Genomic DNA, 21,009 nt, shown 5'->3' with positions numbered 1-21,009 from the left:
CGCCTGGTCGCCACGCCGATCACTCGCACAGTCTACGGAGCAGCGGACCAGTCTACGGAGCAGCAAGTCCGGCCGGACGGCGGGGCGCATGCTCGGCCAGGCCATGGCGGCGGCGCATGCGTTGGTCACACAGCGTTCAACCGTTAGAAATAAACACGCCAATCCGATAGTATGTGAAGCCTGTCTCACTTGAAGGTGTGACTCTAGCCAACCCTGCACTCACCCCTCGTAGCGTGACGCCCGGACGGATTACCGACTAACCGGGGGTGTCGCCGAACGTGCCGTTCATTCAGCCGTCGATCGAAATCAGCACTCGAGAATCCCGACCCGGCGAGCTCCACGGCAACGGCGCCAAGGACGAGACCAGCATCATCCCGATGGCGAGACCCGCGCCGTCGGCCTTCGCCGAAAACGAGCACTGGCACCAGCACACGCTGCGGGTGCTGAGCAGACCGGCCGCCAGGAGACGCCCGCCGAACGTGGCCGTGGTGCGGTTCGTGGAGGCGCCCAGGATCGAGTCCCGCTTCGGCCGCCGCGGGGTGGACCGGGTGCTGGAGCAGGTCGCCTGGATCCTGCGCACCGAGTTGTCCGAACAGGAACGGATCACGCCCGACGATCATGGCGGCGTGATCCTCACCCTGCGCGGGGCCGCCGAATGGCAGGTCCGCGCCAGGCTGGAGAGCATCGCCACCCGGCTGGCCAGGCTGCCGGTGCAGCTCGGCGACGAGCACCTGACGATCACCCCGGTGATCGGCTGGGCGGACGCGGCGGACCGGCCGATCAGCATGGACCCCGCCACCCTGGTCGCCCGCGCTACCGAGGCGGTGGAGCTGGCCACCGGGCAGGTGGACCTGATCCCGCGCAAGTGGAACTCCGGCGAGCGGCAGCGCGCCGCGCGCCGGTCCGGCGGGCCGCTGCGCACCACCCTGCAGTCGCTGGCCACCCTGGTGATCGGCGTGCTCGCGCCGTTCGCCGGGCTGGTGCTGGCGCACCGCGCCGGGATCGACCTCGGCACCACCGCCTACCTGGTGGTGACCGCGTCGCTGGTGATCACCGCGCTGATCATCTGGGTGGAGAACTTCTACGCGCTGGACCCGGAACGCCCGCCGGCGCAGCCGGCCGCGCCGGAACCGGCCGCCTCCGCGATCATCCCGGCCTACCTGCCGAACGAGGCGGCCACCATCGTGGACACCCTGCGGTCCTTCCTGGAGCAGGAGTACGACGGGCCGCTGCAGGTGATCCTGGCCTACAACACGCCGAAGCCGATGCCGGTGGAGGACGACCTGCGCGCGCTGGCCGCCACCGATTCCCGGCTGGTGGTGATGAAGGTGCCGTACTCCACCTCCAAGGCGCAGAACGTGAACGCGGCACTGGAGATCGTCACCGGCGAGTTCGTCGGCGTGTTCGACGCGGACCACCACCCGGCCCGTGACGCGTTCGGCCGGGCGTGGCGCTGGCTCTCCCACGGCGCCGACGTGGTGCAGGGCCACTGCGTGATCCGCAACGGGGACGCGTCCTGGGTGTCCAGGATGGTCGCGGTGGAGTTCGAGTCCATCTACGCGGTGAACCACCCCGGCCGCGCGAAACTGCACGGGTTCGGGCTTTTCGGTGGCTCCAACGGCTTCTGGCGCACCCAGGTGCTGCACGAGACCCGGATGCGCGGCGAGATGCTGACCGAGGACATCGACTCCTCGATCAGGGTGCTGCTGTCGGGCCGCACGGTGGTGAACGACCCCGGGCTGCTGTCCAGGGAACTCGCCCCGGCCACCCTCTCCGCGCTGTGGAAGCAGCGGGTGCGCTGGGCGCAGGGCTGGTTCCAGGTGTCCCGCCGGCATCTGCGGACCGCGCTGCGGTCGGAGGAGCTGACCCCGCGCAACAAGCTGGGGCTCACCTTCCTGCTCGGCTGGCGCGAGATCTACCCGTGGATCGCGATCCAGATGCTGCCGGTGATCGGGTTCATCGCCTGGCGCGACGGCGGGCTCGGCCGGACCGACTGGCTGGTCCCCGTCTTCGTGCTGTGCACGCTCTACACCCTGTCGTCCGGACCGGCCCAGGTGCTGTTCGCCTGGCGGCTGGCCGCGCCCGAGATCCGCCGTCATCCCGGCTGGTTCCGGGTGTACCTGCTGATCTCCACGGTGTTCTACACCGAGTTCAAGAACCACGTGGCCAGGGTCGCGCAGGTCAAGGAGCTCACCGGCGAGCGCAAGTGGGCGATCACGCCGAGGCAGGTGCCGCAGCGGGCTGGTGAGCGGGCGTGACCGAGGCCAAGCAGCGCTACCAGCTCGACGTCTACCGGGCGCTGGCCGCGATCGCGGTCGCCACCTTCCACGCCTACCAGTTCAGCCGCGGCCGCCACTGGCCGCTGGAAGGCACCATCTGGCACGAGCTGATGATGGGCACGGACATGTTCGTGGCCATGTTCTTCGTGCTGTCCGGGCTGCTGCTCGGCCTGCCGGTGGCCCGTGCCGCGCTGGGCCTGTCGTCACCGCGGCCGGCAAGGGCGTTCCTGATCAAGCGCGTCTCCCGACTGGTGCCGGCGTACTTCATCGTGGTGTTCGTGGTGTGGTGCGTGACCAACCCGGAACTGCCGGGGCACTGGCAGGATCTGCTGCTGCACCTGAGTTTCACCCACGTCTACAGCGACGACTACATCTTCTGGACGAACGGGCCGGCCTGGTCGCTGGCCGACGAGATGCACTTCTACCTGCTGCTGGCCGTTCTCGGCGCGGTCGCGTACCGGGTCTGCGGCAGGCTCACCGGCCGGGCCGCGAAGCTGGCCGTCCTGATCGGCGGCGCCGGCACGCTGCTGGTGATCAGCCTCGGCTTCAAGGTGCTCGCCCGTTATGTCTGGGACCGGCCCGTCACGTCCTGGTCCACCTGGTTCGGTCCGCTGGCGAAGCTCGATCTGTTCGCGATCGGGCTGCTGATGGCGGTGGCCGCCGCGGCCGGGGTGCAGCTCACCACCCGCTGGTGGCGGGCGGGCTCGGCGCTGCTCGGCGCGACGGTGATCGTGCTTGCCCACGCCACCAGGCCGCCCGGCGACGAGCCCGCCGTGTTCGTGAACACCGTGGTCGCGGCCGGCTGCGCGCTGGTGATCGCCAGCACCACGCTGAGCCCGGTGCCCGCCCCGAGGTTCCTGAGCTGGCGGCCGCTGGTCACCGTCGGCCTGGCCAGCTACAGCCTGTACCTGTGGCACGAGCCGGTGCTGCGCGCGCTGGACGGCATCGGCCTGCTGCCGTCGGGCTCGACCGCGTCCGCCTTCGGGGTGACCGCGGTGCTGCTGCTGGTGGTGGCCATCCCGGTCGCCCTGCTGAGCTACCAGGCGATCGAGAAGACCGGGATGAAGATCGCCGCCGCGTTCGACTCGAACGGACGTGCGCGGGATTACTACGAAACCGGCGTCGCGCGCGCGAGCGCGTAAGATCCCCGCTTCAGAAGGTGCGCTCGAGGGTGCACAGTGTCCAAACTGGAGCGGGGTAGATGGCGGACTTCTTCATCGGCGGGCAATGGGTCGGCGCGCGGGCCGGCGGGACACGGGAGATCCGGTGCCCCGCGGACGGTTCACTGGTGGCGGAGGTCGCGGAGGGCACGAGGGAGGACACCGAAGCGGCGATCGCAGCTGCACGGGCCGCTTTCGACACCGGCCCGTGGCCGTCCACCCCGGCCCCCGAGCGCGGCGACATCCTGCTGCGCGCCGCGGAACTGCTGGAGCAGCGCAAGGACACCTTCGCGCGCGCGGAGTCGCTGGACACCGGCAAGAGGCTGGTGGAAAGCGAATACGACATGGACGACATCGCGGCCTGCTTCCGCTACTTCGGGAAGCTGGCCGGACAGGACGCCGGCCGGGTGGTGGACACCGGCAACCCGGACGCGTTCAGCCGGGTGGTCTACGAGCCGGTCGGCGTCTGCGGGCTGATCACCCCGTGGAACTACCCGCTGCTGCAGACGGTGTGGAAGGTGGCGCCGGCGCTGGCCGCGGGCAACACCTTCGTGCTCAAGCCCAGTGAGCTGACCCCGCACACCTGCGTGCTGCTGATGAGCCTGCTCACCGACGCCGGGGTGCCGGCCGGGGTGGCGAACCTGGTGCTCGGCGCGGGGCCCGCCGCCGGCGCGCCGCTGTCCGAGCATCCGGACGTGGACCTGGTCTCGTTCACCGGCGGCCTTGCCACCGGCAAGGTGATCGCGGCCGCCGCCGCGGCCACGGTCAAGAAGGTCGCGTTGGAGCTGGGCGGCAAGAATCCCAACGTGGTGTTCGCCGACGCCGACTTCGACACCGCGGTGGACTACGCGATCACGGCGATCTTCCTGCACTCCGGGCAGGTCTGCTCGGCCGGCGCCCGGCTGATCGTGCAGCGGGAGATCCACGACGAGTTCGTGGCCGAGGTGGTGCGCCGCGCCGAGCTGATCCGGCTGGGCGGGCCGTTCGACCCGGACGCCGAGACCGGGCCGCTGATCTCCGCCGCACACCGGGAAAAGGTGGAGCAGTACGTGGCCACCGCGATCGAAGAAGGTGCCGTGCTGCGCACCGGCGGCCGCCGTCCGGCAGACGAGCGGTTCAAGGACGGCTACTTCTACCTGCCGACCGTGCTGGACGACGTGCGCCAGGGCAGCACCGCAGTGCGCGAAGAGTCCTTCGGCCCGGTGCTGACCGTGGAGACCTTCACCGACGAGGACGACGCCGTCCGGATCGCCAACGACACCCACTACGGCCTTGCCGGCGCGGTGTTCACCAACGACGCGTCCAGGGCGCAGCGGGTGGCCAACCGGCTGCGGCACGGCACGATCTGGATCAACGACTTCCACCCGTACCTGCCGCAGGCCGAATGGGGCGGCTACAAGCAGTCCGGGTTCGGCCGCGAGCTCGGCCCGACCGGGCTCGCGGAGTACCAGGAGGCGAAGCACATCTACCAGAACCTGCGGCCCGGTCCGCTGCGGTGGTTCTCCGGCGAGAAGTAGGCAGGAAGGTCAGATCCCGGTCCCCATACTGAGAGGAACTCCTTTGACCACGGCGTCGGGCGACAAGGAACTCAGCGATTTCGGCTATACCAACCAGCTCAAGCGCACCCTGGGCAGCTTCCACACCTTCGCCGCCGGGATCAGCTACATCTCGGTGCTGACCGGGGTGTTCCAGCTGTCCTATCTGGGACTGTCCCAGGGCGGGCCGGCCTACTGGTGGTCATGGCCGCTGGTCTTCGGCGGCCAGCTCATGGTGGCGCTCTCGTTCGCCGAGCTGGCGGCGCACTACCCGGTCGCCGGCTCGGTCTACAACTGGGCGAAGAAGCTGAGCAACCCGCACGTGGCCTGGCTGGCGGGCTGGATGATGCTGCTGGCGTCCATTGTGTCCATTTCGGCCACCGCGCTGGCGTATCAGCGGACCCTGCCGCAGATCTCCGGTTTCTTCCAGTTCATCGGGGACGGGAGCGGGACCTCCGACGCGGCGAACGGCGTACTGCTGGCCAGCCTGCTGATCCTGTTCACCACGCTGGTGAACGCGTTCGGGGTGAAGCTGATGGCCAGGATCAACAGCGCCGGGGTGGCCATCGAGCTGATCTTCGCGGTGCTGCTGGTGATCTTCCTGGCCGCGCACTTCACCAGGGGCCCGGAGGTGGTCACCGAAACACTGGGCACCGGCGCTAACCATTCCACCGGCTACCTCGGCGCGTTCCTGATCGCCGCGATCGCCTCGTCCTACGTGATGTACGGCTTCGACACGGCCGCGTCACTCGGCGAAGAGTCGGTGGACCCGCACCGCAACGCGCCCAAGGCGATCCTGCGCGCGCTGCTCGCGTCCTTCCTGCTCGGCGGGCTGATCATCCTGTTCGCGCTGATGGCGGTCAAGGACATCAACGCGCCCGAGCTGAGCACGGTCGGCCTGCAGTTCGTGCTCACCGACGCGCTCGGCTCCACGATCGGCCGGATGTTCCTGTTCATCGTGTTCATCGCGATCACGGTCTGCGTGCTGGCGGTGCACACCGCGGCCATCCGGATCGCCTTCGCGATGGCCCGCGACAACGCGCTGCCCGCCGGGTCGAAACTGGCGAAGGTGAGCCAGAAGACCGGCACCCCGGTGCTGCCGGCGATCATCATCGGCGTCATCGCGATCGCGCTGCTGGTGGTGAACATCAACTCGCCGCAGATCTTCTCCGCGGTGACCAGCCTGGCGATCATCCTGATCTACCTGGCCTACCTGCTGGTCACGGTGCCGATGCTGGTCAAGCGGGTGCGCGGGCAGTGGCCGCTGAAGAACGCACCAGCCGGGCGGTTTTCGCTGGGCCGGTGGGGCCTGCCGGTGAACGTGCTGGCGGTGCTGTGGGGCGTCGCGATGACGATCAACCTGGCCTGGCCGCGCAAGGAGATCTACAACGCGACCGAGCCGTTCCACTGGTACCTGCAGTGGAGTTCGGTGCTGTTCGTGGCGGTCTTCGCGGTCGGCGGGTTCGCCTACTACTGGTTCGTGCAACGACACAAGGTGGGCGTGCTGGCCGACCACGCCGCCAAGCCCGTCGAAACCGTCATGGAGGAGGAGAAGTGAGCGAAGAGTACGACTACGTGGTCGTCGGCGGGGGCACCGCCGGTTCGGTGGTGGCGGCCAGGTTGTCGGAGGACCCCGCGGTCACCGTCTGCCTGCTGGAGGCCGGTCCGTCCGATGTGGACGATCCGGCGATTCTGGAGCTGGACCGCTGGATGGCGCTGCTGGAGTCCGGCTACGACTGGGACTACCTGGTCGAGCCGCAGGAGTCCGGCAACTCCTTCCTGCGCCACGCCAGGGCAAAGGTGCTCGGCGGCTGCTCTTCGCACAATTCCTGCATCGCCTTCTGGGCACCGGCCGAGGACCTGGACGAGTGGGCCGCCCTCGGCCTGCCCGGCTGGTCGAGCGCGGACATCTTCCCGCTCTACCGGCGGCTGGAGACCAACGACGGCCCCGGCGAGCACCACGGCCGGTCCGGGCCGGTGACCATCCGCTCGGTGCCGCCGAACGACCCGACCGGGGTCGCCCTGCTGGCCGCCTGCGAGCAGGCCGGTATCCCCCGTACCGAGTTCAACTCCGGCAAGACCGTCACGCACGGCGCGAACTGGTTCCAGATCAACGCCCGCGAGGACGGCACCCGGTCCTCCGCTTCGGTTTCCTACCTGCACCCGATCATCGGCGAACGGCCCAATCTGGACGTCCGCACCGGGCTGCGGGCGAAGAAGCTGACCTTCGACGGCAAACGCTGCACCGGCGTGGCGTACCTGACCGAAGACCAGCTGCACAGCAGGACCATCAGGGCGCGCCGCGAGGTGGTCGTCAGCTCCGGCGCGATCGACACGCCGAAGCTGCTGATGCTGTCCGGGATCGGCCCGGCGGAGCATCTGCGCGAGGTCGGCGTGGACGTGCTGGTGGACTCCCCCGGGGTCGGCGCGAACCTGCAGGACCACCCGGAGGGTCTGGTCCAGTGGGACGCGAAACGGCCGATGGTCACCAATTCCACGCAATGGTGGGAAATTGGCATCTTCACCAGCACCGAGTCAGGACTCGACCGGCCGGACCTGATGTTCCACTACGGATCGGTGCCCTTCGACCTGAACACGCTGCGGCACGGCTACCCGACCACGGAGAACGGGTTCTGCCTCACCCCGAACGTCACCCGCAGCCGGTCCACCGGCACGGTCCGCCTGCGCACCAGGGACTTCCGGGACAAGCCGAAGGTGGATCCGCGCTACTTCACCGATCCGCACGACATGCGGGTGATGACCTACGGGGTGAAGCTGGCCCGCGAGATCGTGGCCCAGCCGGCGATGGCCGAGTGGGCCGGTGCCGAGCTGGCGCCCGGCCCTGATGTGCGCAGCGACGACGAGATCGCCGACTACCTGCGCAAGACGCACAACACCGTCTACCACCCCTCGTGCACCGCGAAGATGGGCGGCGACGACGATCCGCTGGCGGTACTGGACGCCAGGCTGCGGGTGCGCGGGGTGGACGGCCTGCGGGTGGCCGACGGCTCGGCCATGCCGTTCCTGGTCGCGGTCAACCCGTGCATCACCACCATGGCCATCGGCGAGAAGGCGGCACAGCTGCTCACCGAAGACGCCTGACCGACGTCGTGAGTGGAAAGTGTTGCCCTGGCAACGTTTTTCACTCACGACGTTGAGTGGTCGCTGTACGTAATTTATGGGTGTACCGGTGCTGCCCTGCGGCCAGTTGGCCGCAGAAACGTTTCACCGCCCCAATAGATACGTATCCCTACCCGTCGATACCTGGCTTGTTCGGCTGGCGGACGAGGACGAGAGTTAGGCCAGGGCCCCGCCTGTCACCCACACCGGTGCCCGTATAACGCACACCGCACGCGCTCCGCGCTCCATCAACAATTCGATCGTCCGTGCCGTCATTCTGTCATTTATTGGAAGGTAACTCCATGCTAACCATGATTGCCGCCGCCGGCATGGCCTTGTCCATGTTCACCGCCCCAACCGCCGCCGCGGAATCCGACCCTCCCGCCGATCGGGTCGTCATCGACGTCGTGACGGTCAACGGTTCGGGCTGCCCCCGCGGCACGGCCGCGGTCGCCACCGCGACCGACAACTCCGCCTTCACGGTGACCTACAGCGATTACATCGCCCAGGTAGGCGAAGGCTCCGAGCCCACCGACCTGCGCAAGAACTGCCAGCTCGGCCTGCGGCTGCACATTCCGCAGGGCTTCACCTACGCGGTTTCGCAGGCGGACTACCGCGGTTTCGCCCATCTGGCCAAGGGCGCGCAGGCCGTGCAGCAGGCCAGCTACTACATCCAGGGCACGTCGCCGACAACGCGCTCCACTCATCCGTTCGGCGGGCCGTACAGCGACAACTGGCAGTTCACCGACAAGACGGAGACCGCGCACCTGGTCTTCGCGCCCTGCGGCGAGGAACGCAACCTCAACGTCAACACCGAACTGCGGGTGAGCGCAGGCTCGTCGGGGAACAGCAGCAGTTTCGTGACGATGGACTCCACGGATGGCGGGGTCAGCACCAAGTACCACTTCCACTGGAAGAAGTGCAGCTGATCTCCTGATCTCCTGATCTTCAGTTCACCCGCACACGCGCGGCGACCGCTCTTCACCTACAAGATCGGCCGCCGCGCTTTTTAAGCTCAGCTGTGCCCTCGCTGAGATGTTTGTTGATACCCCCTCGGCCCCGCGGCGCCGATGAATGGGAACGGCGCCGTCAGTTGGCATAATCACGGAGGTAATTCAATGCTCACTACGATAGCTGCTGCCCTTTTGGCGTTCTCCGCGGTCACCGCACCGGCCAGCGCGGCACAAGGTCCGCATTTTCCCGACCCACCGAACGACAAGATCGTCATCGACGTCGTGACGGTCAACGGAACGGGCTGCCCGCAAGGCACGGCGGCCGTGGCCGTCTCGACCGACAACACCAAGTTCACCGTCACCTACAGCGAATACCTCGCCCAGGTCGGTGTCGGCGCCAAGCCCACGGACATGCGGAAGAACTGCCAGCTCAGCCTGGTCGTGCATGTCCCGCAAGGTTTCACCTACGCGATCGCGCAGACAGACTACCGCGGATACGCCAACATACAAAAGGGGGCAAGCTTCACGGAAAAGGCGAACTACTACTTCCAGGGAATGTCCCAGACGACCCCGATCTCCCACAAGTTCAACGGTCCGAAGGACGACAACTGGCAGACCACCGACAAGCTCGAGATCGACCAGGTGGTCTACGCGCCCTGCGGTGAAGAACGCAACTTCAACATCAACACCGAACTGCGGGTGGACGCCGGCACGTCGAACACCAAGGAGACGACCAGCTTCGCCACCATGGACTCGACGGACACCGACTACAGCACCGTCTACCACTTCCACTGGAAGACATGCCCGCCGAAGCCCTGACCGGCCGAACTGAACGGAATGCGGCGCCCGGCCTTACCCCGCCGGGCGCTGCGTCATGCCCGCACGGCTCCGATCGGACCGCCGGTCACAACGTGAGCAGTGCGACGGACTCGACGTGGTGCGTCATCGGGAAGGCGTCGAAAGCCCGCAGCCCGGCCAGCCGGTAGCCGTGCCCGGCGAAGGTGGCCAGATCCCTGGCCAGCGCGGCCGGGTCGCAGGCCACGTAGACCACGCGCGCCGGGGTGCCGCGCGCGATGGTCTCCACCACCGCCCGGCCGGCGCCCTTGCGGGGCGGATCGAGCACCACCACGTCCGGCCGCGCCGAAGCATCGGCGGCGCCGGCCAGCACGTGCTCCACCTGCCCGCCCAGCCACCGCACCTGCGGCAGATCGGCCAGGTTCCGCTCCCCGTCGGTGACCGCGCGCCTGCCGGACTCCACCGCGAGCACCGAGCCCGCCGTCCCGACCTGCCCCGCGAGCACCGAAGCGAACAGCCCGACTCCCGCGTAGAGATCCCAGGCCACCCCGTCCGCCGGCGCCTGCGCCCATTCGCCGACCACGCCGGCCAGCGTCTCCGCCGCGGCCGGGTGCACCTGCCAGAACCCGTGCGCCTGCAGCCGCCAAGCCCGGCCGGCGGCCCGCTCGAACGCGACGCCGCCCTTGAGCTCCCTGGTCTTCGTCTTGCCCCTGGCGACCTCCAGCTCCCGCAGGTGCGTCCGACCGGCGCCGTCGAGGGTCACCTCGACCTCGAGGCGCGGCCGCCACTTCCTGGCGAGCACGTCGTCCAGCGCGCCGGGCACCGCGATCGCGCAGCCGGTCTCGCCGAGCGGGATCACCCGGTGCCCGCGGTGCGCGCGCAGCCCGGCCCTCCCGTCGGCGCCGGCCACCACGCGCACCCGGCTGCGCCAGCCGAGCGACCCGCCCGGCAGCGCCTCGACCTCCACCTCGCGCTCGATCCCGGCCAGCCGGCTCAGCTGCTCGGCAACCACCCGCCCCTTGAGCTCGCGCTGGAACTCCGGGCGCGCGTGCTGCCAGTCGCAGCCGCCGCACTCCCCCGGCGCCGCGAGCGGGCAGGGCGGGGTCACCCGCTCGGCGGCTGGCCGCAGCACCTCCACCGCGTCCGCCCGGCAGAACGAGCCGCCCTTGTCCTCGGTGACGTCGGCGCGCACCAGCTCGCCGGGCAGCGCGTGCCGGACGAACACCACCCGTCCGTCCACTCGGGACACACAGTGGCCGCCGTGCGCCACCGGACCCACTTCGAGTTCCAGTTTCCGGCCTAGCCAACTGTCCACTGAGGTCACTTGCCGCTTTCTTTGGTGGTCGGAGCCTGTCCTTGCACATCGTCGAAAATGCCGCGCCGCACGTCACCGGCGGCCGGCCGCGCCCCGCGATCCGACAGGTCCTTCGCCCGTTCGGAGGAGACCAGCTGCCACGGCACGCTGGTCACCATCACGCCCGGCTGGAAGAGCAGCCTGCCCTTGAGCCGCAACGCGCTCTGGTTGTGCAGCACCTGTTCCCACCAGCGGCCGACCACGTACTCCGGGATGAACACGGTGACCACGTTGCGCGGGTTGTCCCCGCGCACCCGCCGCACGTAGTCCAGCACCGGCTTGGTGATCTCCCGGTACGGCGACTCGACCACCTTCAGCGGCACCTTGAACTTGTGCTTGTCCCAGTCCGCCACCAGTTTCCTGGTCTCCGCGTCGTCCACGTTCACGGTGACCGCCTCCAGCACGTCCGGGCGCACCGCCTTCGCATAGGCCAGCGCGCGCAGCGTCGGCAGGTGCAGTTTGGACACCAGCACGATCGCGTGGTTGCGCGACGGCAACATCGGCGGCTTGTTCTCGGTTTCCCGCAGCTCGTCGGCAACCCGGTCGTAGTGCTTGCGGATGGCCGACATCAGCAGGAAGATCGCCACCATCGCGGCAATCGCGATCCAGGCGCCCTTGCTGAACTTGGTGATCAGCACGATCACCAGCACGCTGGCGGTCATCACCAGGCCGAAGGCGTTGATCGCCTGCGAGCGGCGGATCCGACGGCGGCCCGCCGCGTCCAGCCCGGTCTGCTCCCCCTGGGCCAGCTTGCGCTTCCAGTGCCGCAGCATGCCGGTCTGGCTCAGCGTGAACGAGACGAAGACGCCCACCGTGTAGAGCGGGATCAGCTTGGTGACCTCGGCCTCGAAGGCGAACACCAGCACGATGGCGAACGCGGCGAGGAACACGATGCCGTTCGAGAAGGCCAGCCGGTCACCACGGGTGTGCAGCTGGCGCGGCAGGTACCGGTCCTGCGCCAGTATCGAGCCGAGCACCGGGAAGCCGTTGAACGCGGTGTTCGCGGCGAGCACCAGGATCAGCGCGGTGACCGTGGTGACGAAGAAGAAACCGACCGGGAAGCCGTCGAAGATGGTGTGCGCCAGCTGCACCATCAGGGTGTCCTGCACGTAGCCGGGAGGGGCGTTGAGCAGTTGGGTAGCCGGGTGCTCCGCCAGCACCACCCCGGTGGACCTGGCCAGCAGGATCATGCCGAGGAACATGGTCACCGAGAGCAGGCCGAGCAGCAGCAGCGTGGTGGCCGCGTTCTTCGACTTCGGCTTGCGGAAGGCGGGCACCCCGTTGCTGATCGCCTCCACCCCGGTCAGCGCGGCGCAGCCCTGGGTGAACGCGCGCAGCACCAGGAAGATCATCGCGAACCCGGTGAAGCTGTCCGGCTCGGTGATCAGCTCCAGGCCGGCGCTGTCCGCGCGGAGGTCTTCGCCGGCCACCACGATCCGGTAGAAGCCGACGATCAGCATGACCAGCATGGCGAACATGAACGCGTAGGTCGGGATGGCGAAGGCGGTGCCGGACTCCCGCAGCCCGCGCAGGTTCATCGCGGTGAGCAGCACGATCGCGCCGACGCAGAACAGCACCTTGTGCTCGGCGACGTACGGGATCAGCGCGCCGACGTTCGCCGCGGCGGACGAAATGGACACCGCGACGGTCAGCACGTAGTCCACCAGCAGCGCGCTGGCCACGGTGAGCCCGGCCGACTTGCCAAGGTTGACCGTGGCGACCTCGTAGTCGCCGCCGCCGCTGGGGTAGGCGTGCACGTTCTGCCGGTAGCTCGCGATCACGGCCAGCATCACGATGGCGACCACGAGACCGATCCACGGCGACATGGTGAACGAGGTCAGCCCGGCCACGCTCAGGGTGAGGAAGATTTCCTCCGGCGCGTAGGCCACACTGGAGAGCGCGTCGGAGGCGAAGATGGGCAGCGCGATGCGCTTGGGGAGCAGGGTGTGGGACAGCCGGTCGCTGCGGAACGGGCGGCCGAGCAGCAGCCGTTTGGCCGCGGTCGCGAACTTCGACACCGCAGCAGCGTAACGGTACGGGAGCACGGTAGGTTCGGCGCTGGCATGTCGGGATCACAATCTCCCCGCGACGTCCGATTTGACCATAGCCGATTGACGGGCCGAGGAGACGAGGAGGCAGGCGTGCACGTGGTGATCATGGGCTGCGGCCGGGTGGGCGTGTCGCTCGCCGCGGCGCTGGAGCGCCTCGGCCACGACGTGGCGGTGATCGACAAGGCGCAGCAGTCCTTCCGCCGGCTCGGCAGCGATTTCCACGGCCAGCAGGTGGTCGGCGTCGGCTTCGACCGGCGGGTGCTGATCGAAGCCGGCATCGAGCGAGCCGGCGCCTTCGCCGCGGTCTCCAGCGGGGACAACTCCAACATCATCTCGGCCAGGGTGGCCAGGGAGAACTTCGGCGTCGAGCACGTGGTCGCCAGGATCTACGACCACAAGCGGGCCGCCGTGTACGAGCGGCTCGGCATCCCCACCGTGGCCACCGTGCCGTGGACAACCGACCGGTTCCTGCGCACCCTGCTGCCCGACGGGGTGGCCTCGGCCTGGCGCGACCCGACCGGCAACGTGGCGCTGCTCCAGCTGCCGCTGCACGAGGACTGGGTCGGGCACAGCGTGCGCCAGCTGCAGGAGGCCACCGGGGCACGGGTCGCGTTCATCATGCGGTTCGGCAACGGGGTGCTGCCCGACGCCAAGACCGTGCTGCAGGCCGACGACCTGATCTACGTGGCCGCACGCTCGGGCACGGTCAGCGACGTCACCAGCGTCGCCGCCCACGGCCCTGAAGAGGAGAACTGATGCGGGTCGCGATTGCCGGCGCGGGCGCGGTGGGCCGCTCGATCGCCACCGAGCTGATCGACGGTAGGCACCAGGTGATGCTGATCGAGCGGGAGTCCGACCAGTTCGAGCCGGCCACGGTGGAACAAGCGGACTGGGTGCTCGGGGACGCCTGCGAGGTGTCCACCCTGGAGGACTCCGGGATCCAGCTGTGCGACGTGGTGATCGCGGCAACCGGGGACGACAAGGTCAACCTGGTGGTCTCGCTGCTGGCGAAGACCGAGTTCGCGGTGCGCCGGGTGGTGGCCAGGGTGAACAACCCGGCGAACGAGTGGCTGTTCACCAGCGCCTGGGGCGTGGACGTGGCGGTGTCCACGCCGCGGATGCTGGCCGCGATGGTCGAGGAAGCGGTCAGCGTCGGCGACCTGGTGCGGCTGATGACCTTCCGGCAGGGCCAGGCCAACCTGGTGGAGCTGACGCTGCCCGCGGAGACCCCGCTGGCCGGCAAGCCGGTCAGCGAGCTGGCGCTGCCGAGGGATTCGGCGCTGGTGACGATCCTGCGCGGGGAACGGGTGATCGTGCCGCAGCCGGAGGATCCCCTCGAGCCCGGCGACGAGCTGTTGTTCGTGGCGGCGGCGGAGGTCGAGCCGGACATCAGGACGGCACTGGGCTACTAGCACCATCGCCGCAGGTCAGCGGTCGTGAGTGAAAAGTGTTGCCCAGGCAACGGTTTTCACTCACGAGGCGTTAGGCCTCCTGAGCTGGCGCCTGACCGTACTTCAGCCGCAGCCTGGCCTCGATCTCGGCGTCGGACTCCTCGTGCGGCGCGGACTCCGCGAGCGCCTTGAGCCGCTTGTCCGAGCGCCGCACCGCCCAGACCACCACCAGCAGTGCCAGCCCGTACAGCGGGTAGCCCATGGCGATCTTGGCGAAGGCCAGCCAGCCGGTGTAGTCCTCGTTGTACAGCCAGCGCTGCACCACGAACCTGGCCGCGAACACGGCGGCCATGGTCAGGGTGGCGACGTCGTAGCCGAACCGGGACGGCTTGTCCTTGCGCCAGGCGGTGCCGGTGCCGTTGAGGAAGTTCCACACCACGCCGGCCAGCGGCCAGCGGATCAGCACCGAGGCCACGAACACCCCGCAGTAGACCAGGCTGGCCCAGATGCCGAACAGGAAGAAGCCCTTGGCCGAGCCGGTGCGGTAGGCGATGAACGCCGCGATGGCCACCCCGAAGAACCCGGAGATGGCGGGCTGCAGCGGCTCCTTGCGCACGACACGGAGCACGGTGATGGCCACCGCGCTGCCGATCGCGCTCCAGATGCCCACCGTGAGCCCGAAGAACGCGTTGGCCAGTACGAACACCACCACGGGCAGCGAGGAGTAGATCAGCCCGGACACCCCGCCCATCTGCTCGAGCAGGGTGGGTTCGGGCTTTTCGGACTCCGCTGGCTTTTCGGACTCTGCTGACTTTTCCGCCTGCTCGCCCGTACCCGCCGTCTCGGCGTCCGCCCCGGAGTCGTCCGTAGGTGCGGCCCGATCGGTGCGCTGGTCGGTGTCGTCGCCGGTACGGCCGGGTTCAGTCACGATGTGATTACGCCTCGGGTTCGGGTCAGGAAGTCGTCTGCTGCAGCTCGTAGTACGGGTTGTACAGCACCTTCTGGCCGTCTCTTTCGGCCATCCGGCCCCGCACCTTGATGGTTCGGCCCGGTTCGATGCCCGGGATCCGGCGTCTACCCAGCCAGACTAACGTCACGCCCTCGGTGCCGTCGAACAGCTCCGCCTGCAGCGTCGCGGCCTCGCTGGTGGGGCACAGCTCCACGCTGCGCAGCCTGCCCAGCACGGTCACCTCTTGTCCCGACCGGCAGTCGCAGGCTCGCTGCGCCCCGCCGGCCTCGGATTTTTCGGATAGGTCCTCCGCGTCGAGCTCCTCGACGTCACTGGTCAGCTTGCGAACCAACCGGCTGAAGTAGCCGCCGTCCTTGGCGGGCATATGCGGTGCTCCTGTGCTCCGGGGCCCCCGACTAGATACGGCCCGTGCGATGTCCAGCGTAACCCTTCCGGGGCAACGGAATCCGGTTTGCGTCAAACTTCCCCGAGTGACGTCCACTATGTCTGCTGTCACCGCCGTGCTGATGCCTGGGACCGGCTCCGACGACGTGTTCGTACAGGCTGTTTTCGCAGGTCCGCTCGGCGCGGTCGGGATCGAGCCGCGGACTCCACCGCCGCCGCCGGGCAGCCTGCTGGCAGACGGCTACCTGGCCGCGCTGGATCGGATAGCGGCCGGTGCCGGCGCGCCGATCCTGGCCGGTGGCATCTCCTTCGGCGCGCATCTCGCCGCGGAGTGGGCGGTGCGCAACCCGGACCGCTGCGCCGGGCTGCTGCTCGCGCTGCCGGCCTGGAACGGCAGCCCCGGCTCCGCACCCGCGTCGATGGCCGCGAAGGTGTCCGCCGACCTGGTCGGCCGCGAAGGCGTGGACGCCGCGCTGGCGATCTCCACGGCCGGGGTGGCGCCCTGGCTGGCCGACGAGCTGGGCCGGGCCTGGCGGCGGCACGGCGAAGAGCTGGCGGACGGCCTGCGGGTGGCCGCCGGGCACCCGGCGCCGACCCTCGACGCGCTGGCCGGGCTGGACGTGCCGGCCGGGCTGGCGGCCTGCGTGGACGACCCGGTGCACCCGGCCGCGGTGGCGCACGAGTGGGCGGCCGCGCTGCCGAGGGCCGCCGTGGTGGAGACCAGCCTCGAAGCGCTGGGCCGCGACCGCGAGTCGCTCGGCCGCGCCGCGGTGCTCGGCTGGCTCCGCGCGGCACGCGGCTGACCGCCCGCACCCGATCGATCCGCCCCGGAACCGACCCAACGTGACGTTCGGCCAATAGAACCAACCGAACGTCACATTGGGCTCGATCGCGCCGCGGGGAAAATCGCTCGAACGGGGGAAGTCTTTAGTCGGCTACCGCGATGAAGCCGCCGAGGCCGATCATCACCGCACCGCTGGCAACGCGCTGCCGGATCCGCCATTTCGGGCTGGCCATCAGCCGGTGCCCGATCCGCCCGGCGAACAGGGCCACCAGCAGGTCCGCGAGCATGGCCATGGCCAGCGCGATCAGCCCGAGCAGGATGAACACCAGCGGCGCCGGGGCGGTCTCCGGGTGCACGAAATGCGGCAGCAGCGCCATGAAGTACAGCGCGGTCTTCGGGTTCAGCAGTTCGGAGAGCATGCCCTGCGCCACGGGCGACCGGCTCAGCCTGCCCGCCGGGCCACCGCCGGCCTGGTCGCCGTCGTCGTGCCGGCGGAAGATCGCCTGCAGGCCGAGGAACACCAGGTAGGCCGCACCGGCGATCTTGACCACGGTGAACGCCACCGCCGAGGTGGCCAGCAGCGCGGAGAGCCCGAGTGCCGCCGCGACCACGTGCACGGCCGCGCCGATGCCGTTGCCGAGCACCGAGCGGATGCCCTCGGCGCGCCCGCCGCGCAGGCTGCGCGCGAGCACGTAGAGGATTCCCGGCCCGGGAGTGACCGCGAACAGGGCGGCTGTCCCGAGGAAGATCAGCCACTCGGCGGAGGTCGGCATCGCACGACCGTACCAACCCCCGCCCGAGTGTCAGGGTGCTCAGCTTTGTTGCTGCGCCTGCTGTTCCGCGATGTGCTCGGCCACCGCCGATGGCAGCGTGATGGTCAGCGGGGTGCGCACCGGCATCGGCGCCTCACCCCGGTCGACGATCGACTGCCGCACGATGCCCCGCAGCACGTCCGGCGCTTCCGAGGCGAGCGACTGCGGCCCGGCGATCACGCCGCGCAGCATCCAGCGCGGGCCGTCCACCCCGACGAACCGCAGCGCGACGTCGCCGACGATGGCGGACAGCTCCACGCCCCATTCGCCGCGGCCGCTGGTCACCTTGGCCCCGTCGGACTTGAGCTGCTCGGTCAGTTCCGCCGCGACCTCCTTCCACAGCCCGCCGGAGCGCGGCGCCGCGTAGGCGCTGACCGTCACCTGCCCGTGCCCGGTGACCACGTGCACCGCCCGCACGCCGCTGGTGGCCGGGTCCATCTCGACCTGCACCTGCGAACCGTCGGGCACCGGCACCCGGACCGAGCCGAGGTCGATCCTGGGCACCTCGTCCTCGGGCGCGTCCGCCGCGTCGAACGGGCCGTCCAGCCCAGCGAGCCCGTCATCGGCGTCGTAACCGGTGTCCTCGAAGTCGTCGAGGTCACCATCAACGTCGTCAACGTCGACGTCGGGCTCGGGCGCGGCATGTCGTCCCCTCGGCTGTTCCTTCTCGGCGCGCCGCTTCCGTCCGAAAATCGCCACTACCTCTCCGTTCCTTCCCCAGTACCGCTGCCTGGTACCAGCGTCGCGTGCCCACCGGTGGACCCGTAGCCGCCGTCGCCGCGTTCGGACGGTTCGAGCTCGTCCACCTCGACGAAGACCGCGGTCTCCACCCGCTGCACGACCAGCTGCGCGATCCGGTCGCCGCGGGAGAGCACGATCGGCTCCCGCGGGTCGTGGTTGATCAGGCAGATCCTGATCTCGCCGCGGTAGCCCGCGTCAATGGTGCCCGGGGTGTTGACCACGGACAGACCGGCCCTGGCGGCCAGGCCCGACCTGGGGTGCACGAAACCGGCATACCCGTCGGGCAGCGCGATCGCCACCCCGGTGCCGACGACGACGCGTTCCCCCGGCTCCAGCACGACGTCCGAGGTGGTGACCAGATCGGCGCCGGCGTCGCCGGGCTTGGCATAGGCGGGTAGTGGGACATCCGGATCTATCCGGGAGAGCAGGACCTGCACGATGGACACGGGCGGCGAGACTACCCTGACGTGGTGGGCAACAGCACGAGCGCAGCCGATGCGCAGCCGGACAGCGGGCGGAAACCGGGCAAACCCTCCGGAAAGGGCGGGTCGCGGCACTCCGAGCGGCTCTACCTGTCCTGGTGGGGTTGGCCGGGACCGCTGATCGCGGCCGGGCTGCTCGCCGCCGAGATCCACATGGGGTACCCGGGTGTCCGGGCCTGGCTGCCGTATGTGCTGCTGGTGCCGCTGACCGCGGCGCTGATGGTGGCGCTCGGCCGGATCAAGGTCCGGGTGACCGGCAGCGGCGATACCGGTCACGACGCTGAGGCCGCTGAAAACACTGAAGACGCTGAGCTGTGGGTCGGCGACGCGCACCTGCCGCTGCGCCACATCGGCGCGATCGAGGTGATCGGGGCCAAGCAGAAGCGCAAGGCGCTGGGGCCGGACCTGGACCCGGCCGCCTTCGTGGTGCACCGGGGCTGGGTCGGGCCGCTGCTGCGGGTGCATCTCACCGATCCCGAGGACCCCACGCCCTACTGGCTGTTCAGCACCCGCAAGCCGGAGAAGGTGGCCGAGCTGCTCAGCGGCGGTCGGCCGGACCGGGTGTCCACCGCCGGGCAGCCGCCCCCGGAGACCCAGAACTAGAGCGCACAGCACAGAGGGGTGGCGGGGCCATCGGCCCGCCACCCCTCTGTCACAACCAAGAACCGCATCCCCCCGGACGCGCCGAACCGGGCCCGATCGCTCAGGCGCAGTCGCGGCACACCAGGCGGCCACCGCCCTCTTCGGCGAGCCTGCTCCGGTGGTGCACCAGGAAACACACCGAGCAGGTGAACTCATCCGCCTGCTTGGGCACCACCTTCACGGTCAGGTCTTCGCCGGAGAGACCGGACAGGTCCGCCCCCGGTAGTTCGAAGTTCTCCGCGGTCGCGTCTTCGTCGACGTCTACGACGCCAGACTGGTTTTCGTTGCGCCGCGCCTTCAGCTCTTCCAACGAGTCTTCGGCCAGCTCGTCGGCTTCGCTGCGGCGCGGAGCGTCGTAGTCGGTCGCCATTTCCCTCACCCCTGCGATCAGCTTCGATGTCAGATGGCCCGGACGCGCGCAAACGTGTTTCGCGTGTCCTTCGTGCCGCTGGTCAACGTTCCAGGGCCCCTGTTTGTGCCCGGCAGCGCAGTGAGGCAGGTCTCTTCTTCGGTATGGTGTGCCTGCCGTTGAACTGCCGCCGGAGCCCGCAGAGGGTAACTCACTGAATATCCAGCCCGACAACGGGTTATTCATACTCGTCCGTACGTCACCCATCAGGGGTAACGTACGGCTCGGCGAGGGGTAGTCCATTCGGGTTGCCCATCCCGGGGTTGTCCTGCGAACTCCAGCAAGACACGAACCCCGCGGGGACCGGCGGCGCCGACGCTGATGCACTGTAACGCCTAGGCTGAGCGGTGACGACGAACTCGGTAACGGCTGTGACACCCTGGGCGACCGGGGCGACTGGTCGTTCGCGCGGGGGCCGTGCACGGGAAAGGACGGGACTGGTGGGGTCGGGGATCGGTTTCGGGGGCCGTGGGGCACGGCCGTACCGCAGACGTCGCCCACTGCCCGCGCTGATCGTCATCGGGGTGCTCTGCGCCGGCGCGCTGGGCGTGTGGATGTACGCGATCTTCAGCAAGGCCGACGTGGACGCCGCGGTCCGCTGCGAGCCACCGTCGGCACCGCCGCCGGGGACCACGCTCACCTCGCTCGAACACGACGCGCTGGACGGCACCAGTCCGATCCCACCGGACAAGATCGCGGTCCGGGTGCTCAACGCGGGCGGACCGCGCGGCCAGGCCGCGCTCACCACGGAAAGCCTGCGGGCGCTCGGCTTCAGCGAGACCGCCGAGCCGGGCAACGATCCGGTCTACGGCGAGAAGCAGGAGGCGAAGTGCCGCGGCCAGCTGCGGTTCGGCGAGAACGGCAGCTCGGCCGCTCGCACGCTCAGCCTGCTGGAGCCCTGCGTGGAGCTGGTCAAGGACGGCAGGCAGGACGCCACGGTGGATCTCGTGCTCGGCTCGTCGTTCGGGCACGTGCTGCCGCGCCAGGAGGCCAAGCAGATCCTGGATCAGCTCACCACCTGGTCCGCCCGGAACCATGGCGGCGGCAGCGAGCAGTCCGCCGGCGACTCGGCGCCACCGCTGGACGAGGACCTGCTCAAGGCCGCCCGCGAAGGGCGCTGCTGAACCACCTCGACGGCTGTGGCGTT

The 21,009-nt window shown here is 69.3% G+C and carries 20 protein-coding genes; 12 read left to right on the top strand and 8 right to left on the bottom strand.

The annotated features are described in order from the left end of the window. The first annotated feature begins 278 nt into the window (after positions 1-278). The 7 genes from AMYNI_RS45640 (at position 279) to AMYNI_RS0130455 (ending at position 9,866) form a co-directional block, all read left to right on the top strand. The gene (locus AMYNI_RS45640) at positions 279-2,258 is read left to right on the top strand and encodes a glycosyltransferase family 2 protein (RefSeq protein ID WP_157357514.1); all 1,980 of its coding nucleotides are present in this window, start codon (positions 279-281) and stop codon (positions 2,256-2,258) included. Further along, entirely contained in the window at positions 2,255-3,421 is a 1,167-nt protein-coding gene (locus AMYNI_RS0130480) for an acyltransferase family protein (protein ID WP_020671886.1), read from the top strand. The genes AMYNI_RS45640 and AMYNI_RS0130480 overlap by 4 nt, the downstream gene beginning before the upstream one ends. A gap of 59 nt (positions 3,422-3,480) precedes the next feature. Then, positions 3,481-4,956 carry an aldehyde dehydrogenase family protein gene (locus AMYNI_RS0130475; protein WP_020671885.1) on the top strand — a complete coding sequence of 492 codons (1,476 nt, stop codon included), beginning with the start codon at positions 3,481-3,483 and terminating at the stop codon, positions 4,954-4,956. 43 nt (positions 4,957-4,999) lie between these two features. Further along, complete coding sequence (locus AMYNI_RS0130470; protein WP_020671884.1) at positions 5,000-6,532, top strand: APC family permease; 1,533 nt, start codon at positions 5,000-5,002, stop codon at positions 6,530-6,532. Continuing rightward, complete coding sequence (locus AMYNI_RS0130465; RefSeq protein WP_020671883.1) at positions 6,529-8,076, top strand: GMC family oxidoreductase; 1,548 nt, start codon at positions 6,529-6,531, stop codon at positions 8,074-8,076. The genes AMYNI_RS0130470 and AMYNI_RS0130465 overlap by 4 nt, the downstream gene beginning before the upstream one ends. A gap of 320 nt (positions 8,077-8,396) precedes the next feature. Continuing rightward, positions 8,397-9,023, top strand: a complete 627-nt coding sequence (locus AMYNI_RS0130460; protein ID WP_026361142.1) for a DUF4360 domain-containing protein — start codon at positions 8,397-8,399, stop codon at positions 9,021-9,023. A gap of 189 nt (positions 9,024-9,212) precedes the next feature. Continuing rightward, complete coding sequence (locus tag AMYNI_RS0130455; protein WP_026361141.1) at positions 9,213-9,866, top strand: DUF4360 domain-containing protein; 654 nt, start codon at positions 9,213-9,215, stop codon at positions 9,864-9,866. Between the two features lie 85 nt (positions 9,867-9,951). On the opposite strand, the gene AMYNI_RS0130450 is transcribed toward AMYNI_RS0130455, so the two are convergent. Beyond that, on the bottom strand, positions 9,952-11,157 hold the full coding sequence (locus AMYNI_RS0130450; RefSeq protein WP_026361140.1) for a class I SAM-dependent RNA methyltransferase: 1,206 nt from the start codon (positions 11,155-11,157) through the stop codon (positions 9,952-9,954). 5 nt (positions 11,158-11,162) lie between these two features. After that, entirely contained in the window at positions 11,163-13,214 is a 2,052-nt protein-coding gene (locus AMYNI_RS0130445) for an APC family permease (protein WP_020671879.1), read from the bottom strand. 123 nt (positions 13,215-13,337) lie between these two features. Here AMYNI_RS0130445 and AMYNI_RS0130440 point away from each other — a divergent pair, with 123 nt between their 5' ends. Both AMYNI_RS0130440 and AMYNI_RS0130435 read left to right on the top strand, forming a co-directional pair. Next, positions 13,338-14,003, top strand: coding sequence for a potassium channel family protein (locus tag AMYNI_RS0130440; protein WP_020671878.1), 666 nt, complete (start codon positions 13,338-13,340; stop codon positions 14,001-14,003). Further along, positions 14,003-14,659, top strand: coding sequence for a potassium channel family protein (locus AMYNI_RS0130435; protein ID WP_020671877.1), 657 nt, complete (start codon positions 14,003-14,005; stop codon positions 14,657-14,659). The genes AMYNI_RS0130440 and AMYNI_RS0130435 overlap by 1 nt, the downstream gene beginning before the upstream one ends. 70 nt (positions 14,660-14,729) lie before the next feature. Here AMYNI_RS0130435 and AMYNI_RS0130430 read toward each other — a convergent pair whose 3' ends face one another. Both AMYNI_RS0130430 and AMYNI_RS0130425 read right to left on the bottom strand, forming a co-directional pair. After that, the gene (locus AMYNI_RS0130430; protein WP_020671876.1) at positions 14,730-15,566 is read right to left on the bottom strand and encodes a DUF3159 domain-containing protein; all 837 of its coding nucleotides are present in this window, start codon (positions 15,564-15,566) and stop codon (positions 14,730-14,732) included. Between the two features lie 25 nt (positions 15,567-15,591). Continuing rightward, a complete protein-coding gene (locus AMYNI_RS0130425) occupies positions 15,592-15,972 on the bottom strand; it encodes an OB-fold nucleic acid binding domain-containing protein (RefSeq protein ID WP_020671875.1) in 381 nt (126 codons plus the stop codon). 118 nt (positions 15,973-16,090) lie between these two features. Between AMYNI_RS0130425 and AMYNI_RS0130420 the strand changes: the two genes are divergently transcribed. After that, a complete protein-coding gene (locus tag AMYNI_RS0130420) occupies positions 16,091-16,795 on the top strand; it encodes an alpha/beta fold hydrolase (protein ID WP_020671874.1) in 705 nt (234 codons plus the stop codon). A 124-nt stretch (positions 16,796-16,919) separates the two neighbouring features. Here the strand turns inward: AMYNI_RS0130420 and AMYNI_RS0130415 are convergent, their stop codons facing one another. The 3 genes from AMYNI_RS0130415 to dut are packed head-to-tail and all read right to left on the bottom strand — an operon-like array spanning position 16,920 to position 18,775. Beyond that, entirely contained in the window at positions 16,920-17,549 is a 630-nt protein-coding gene (locus AMYNI_RS0130415) for a LysE family translocator (protein WP_020671873.1), read from the bottom strand. Between the two features lie 39 nt (positions 17,550-17,588). Continuing rightward, entirely contained in the window at positions 17,589-18,287 is a 699-nt protein-coding gene (locus tag AMYNI_RS0130410; protein WP_020671872.1) for a DUF3710 domain-containing protein, read from the bottom strand. Further along, positions 18,287-18,775, bottom strand: a complete 489-nt coding sequence (gene dut / locus AMYNI_RS0130405) for a dUTP diphosphatase (RefSeq protein ID WP_020671871.1) — start codon at positions 18,773-18,775, stop codon at positions 18,287-18,289. The genes AMYNI_RS0130410 and dut overlap by 1 nt, the downstream gene beginning before the upstream one ends. Positions 18,776-18,799: 24 nt before the next feature. On the opposite strand from dut, the gene AMYNI_RS45635 reads away from it, so the two are divergent. Further along, a complete protein-coding gene (locus AMYNI_RS45635; RefSeq protein WP_084628723.1) occupies positions 18,800-19,414 on the top strand; it encodes a DUF3093 domain-containing protein in 615 nt (204 codons plus the stop codon). Positions 19,415-19,514: 100 nt separating this feature from the next. On the opposite strand, the gene AMYNI_RS0130395 is transcribed toward AMYNI_RS45635, so the two are convergent. Continuing rightward, a complete protein-coding gene (locus AMYNI_RS0130395) occupies positions 19,515-19,823 on the bottom strand; it encodes a DUF4193 domain-containing protein (protein ID WP_020671869.1) in 309 nt (102 codons plus the stop codon). A 479-nt stretch (positions 19,824-20,302) separates the two neighbouring features. Here AMYNI_RS0130395 and cei point away from each other — a divergent pair, with 479 nt between their 5' ends. Beyond that, a complete protein-coding gene (gene cei / locus AMYNI_RS0130390; RefSeq protein ID WP_020671868.1) occupies positions 20,303-20,986 on the top strand; it encodes an envelope integrity protein Cei in 684 nt (227 codons plus the stop codon). The last annotated feature ends 23 nt before the right edge of the window (positions 20,987-21,009 follow it).

The sequence above is a fragment of the Amycolatopsis nigrescens CSC17Ta-90 genome (genome assembly GCF_000384315.1).
Classification (GTDB): domain Bacteria; phylum Actinomycetota; class Actinomycetes; order Mycobacteriales; family Pseudonocardiaceae; genus Amycolatopsis; species Amycolatopsis nigrescens.
The sequence above is the reverse complement of the archived record's forward strand: the minus strand, read 5'-3'. Positions and strand labels throughout refer to the sequence as shown.